Annotated in this window: 1 protein-coding gene; it reads left to right on the top strand. The window is 68.0% G+C overall.

Annotated features, from left to right (window positions below):
* Positions 1-3261 (top strand): condensation domain-containing protein (locus JDV09_RS26195; RefSeq protein WP_221372049.1); only part of this gene is annotated, 3261 nt, incomplete at both ends.

Below are 3261 nucleotides of genomic sequence, written 5' to 3'. Positions count from 1 at the left end.
CCCTACCCCCACCCCAACACCACACCCACACCGACACCTACCACCCACCCACCACACCCACCGAAGAAATCCTGGCCGACATCTACGCCCAGGTACTGGGCCTCGACCACGCGGGGATCCACGACTCCTTCTTCGAACTCGGTGGAGACAGCATCCTGGCCATGCAGGTGGTGGCGCGGGCCCGGGCCGCCGGCCTGACGTGCCGGCCGCGCGACGTCTTCATCGAACAGACCGTCGCCCGACTGGCCCGTGTCGCGGTGGCCGCCGGCGCCGTGGCCGACGGGGACGACGGTCACGGCGATTGCCCTGCCACGCCGATCATGCACTGGCTGAACGGAATCGGTGGACCGGTCGATCAGTTCAACCAGGCGGTTCTGCTCCAGGCGCCAACCGGCGTCGGCGAACTCGACGTGACCGCGCTGCTGCAGGCCCTGGCCGATCACCACCCCGTGCTGCGATCGAGAATCGACGCCGACGGGTCACTGCGGGTCCCCCCGGCCGGCTCGGCGTCGGTGCGCGACTGCGTCGAGGTCGCGGATGGGCTGACCGACGAGGCGCTGGTGCGGGCCAGATCCCGGCTCGACCCGACCGCCGGAGCGATGGTCAGTGCGCTGTGGCTGTCCGGATCCGGTCAGCTGGTGCTGATGATCCATCACCTGGCGGTCGACGGCGTGTCCTGGCGAATTCTGCTGGAGGACATCAACATCGCGTGGGCCCAATATCACCGGGGTCAGGAGGTGGCGCTGCCCGCCACGGGCACGTCGTTTCGACGGTGGGCGAACCTGCTGCAGGAGTGTGCATCGTCGGACGCGGTGGTGGGTCAGGCCGGCGCCTGGCGACGGGTGTCGGCGATTCCCGCCGCCCTGCCGCCACCCGGCCCCGGCGACTCGCTTGCCACCGCAGGACGCCTGTCGGTTTCGGTGGACACCGAGACGACGCGTCTGCTTCTCACAGACGTGCCGGCCGCTTTCCATGCCGGTGTGCAGGACATCCTGCTCATCGCATTCGGATTGGCGTGGGTGGAGTTCACCGGCGACGGCGACTCGCCGGTGTGCGTCGACGTCGAAAGCCACGGCCGCAATGAGGATCTCGCACCGGGCGTCGACCTCTCACGCACCGTGGGATGGTTCACCGCCAAGTACCCGGTGTCCCTCGCAGCCGGGCGACTGAGCTGGCCGCAGGTAGTCGCCGGTCACGCGAGCCTGGGCGCGGCCGTCAAGGACGTCAAAGAACAGCTGCGCGCACTGCCGGATGGCCTGACCTACGGCCTGCTGCGCTATCTGAACGACGATGCCGACCTGCCACCGTCCGACCCTGCCATCGGCTTCAACTATCTGGGCCGCCTCGGTGCCCCCGCGCAGACTTCATCCGACGGCACCGCCTGGCGGATCGCCCGCTGGGGCTCGTTGTTCACCGACGCCACAGCCGCCTTGCCTATCTCGGTGATGCACACCGTGGAACTCAACGCCGCGACCATCGATACCGACGCCGGACCACGTCTGCATGCCGAATGGATCTGGGCCGCATCGGTGCTCGACAGCGACCAGATCGCCGAGCTGAGCGCCCGGTGGTGTGAGGCGTTGACGGGTATCTGCGCTCACGTCCGCAACGGCGGGGGAGGGCTGACCCCATCCGACGTCGCCCCCGCCCGGCTCGGTCAGCGCGAGATCGACGGCCTGCAGCAGCTGGACGCGATCGCAGACATCCTGCCGCTGACGGCGCTGCAGCAAGGGCTGCTGTTCCACGCCGGCACCGCCGACGGTGACGACGATCTGTATGCCGTGCAATTGGACATCGCCTTGGCGGGCCGGCTCGATGTCGCACGCCTGCGTGACGCGGTGCAGACGGTCATCGGTCGTCATCCCAACGTGCAGGCCCGGTTCTACCCGCAGTTCGAGCAGCCGGTGCAGGTGATCCCCGTCGATCCCGTGCTGCCATGGCGCTACGTCGAGCTCGACGGCGACGACACCATCGACCACGAGTGCGCGGCCGAACGCGCCGCGGTCCGTGACCTCCCTGCGCAACCAGCCTTCCGGGTCATGCTCGTGCGCACCGCAACGGACCGTTACCGGTTCGTCGTGACCAATCACCACATCGTGCTCGACGGCTGGTCGATGCCCATCCTGCTACACGAGATTTTCGCCGCCTACCACGGGCACCGACTTCCCACCACGGTTCCCTACCGCAGATTCCTGACCTGGCTGGCGGGCCGCGACCATGACGCCGCCCGCACGGCGTGGAAAGCGGTGTTCACCGGGTTCGACGTTCCAACGCTGCTCGCTCGCCCCGACCGGGCGGGCAAAGGACCGCGCTCGACGTCGTCGATTCGGTTGTCGGAGAGCGAGACCAGGAACATCGGGGAGTTGGCGAGGTCATCGCACACCACCGTCAACGTCGTGTTGCAGGCCGCCTGGGCGCAGGTGCTGATGTCGACGAGCGGGCAGTTCGACGTCGCGTTCGGCACCACGGTCTCCGGTAGACCGGCGGAGGTGGCCGGTGCCGAGTCGATGGTCGGTCTGTTCGTCAACACGGTGCCCGTGCGTGCAGCTGTCACCGTCACCACCACCTCGACCGAACTGCTCGAGCGGCTCCAGTCCGACCACAACCGCACCGTCGAGCATCAACATGTGTCCTTGGGGGAGATCCACCGGCTCACCGGCCACGAGCAGTTGTTCGACACACTTCTCGTCTACGAGAACTATCCGATCGACCCCGCCGCGCTGGCCCCCGATCAGGATCTCGTCGTCACCGGTGTAGCAACCCACGAACGCGCGCACTATCCGCTCGTCGTACAGGTTTCGCCGGGGCCCGAACTCGCTATCCGCGTCCACTTCCGCACCGATCTCTTCGACAGGGCCGACATCGATGCTCTGGCGGCGCGACTGCGCCGGGTACTCGCCGCGATGGCGGCGGACCCGGCTGCGCGGCTGTCGGCGCTCGATCTGCTCGACGACGGCGAGCGGACCCGGTTGGACACCTGGTCGAAACGGGACGCACTGGCGCTGCCGGCACCGACCGCAGAATCGATTCCGCAGGCGTTGGCCACTCAGGTGATGCGGACCCCGGACGCCGTCGCACTGGTCGACGGCGACCGTTCGTTGACATACCGGGAATTCGACAAGGCATCGAATCGTCTGGCCCACCAACTGTCCGACCGTGGTATCGGGCCGGGTACTTCCGTCGCGCTGTTGTTCGCCCGGGGCGCGGAGGCAATCGTCGCGATGGCGGCCGTGCTCAAGACCGGAGCGGCGTACGTACCTC

It is taken from the genome of Mycolicibacterium xanthum (assembly GCF_019710635.1).
GTDB lineage: Bacteria > Actinomycetota > Actinomycetes > Mycobacteriales > Mycobacteriaceae > Mycobacterium > Mycobacterium xanthum.
This window is presented reverse-complemented; position numbering and strand designations above follow the sequence as displayed.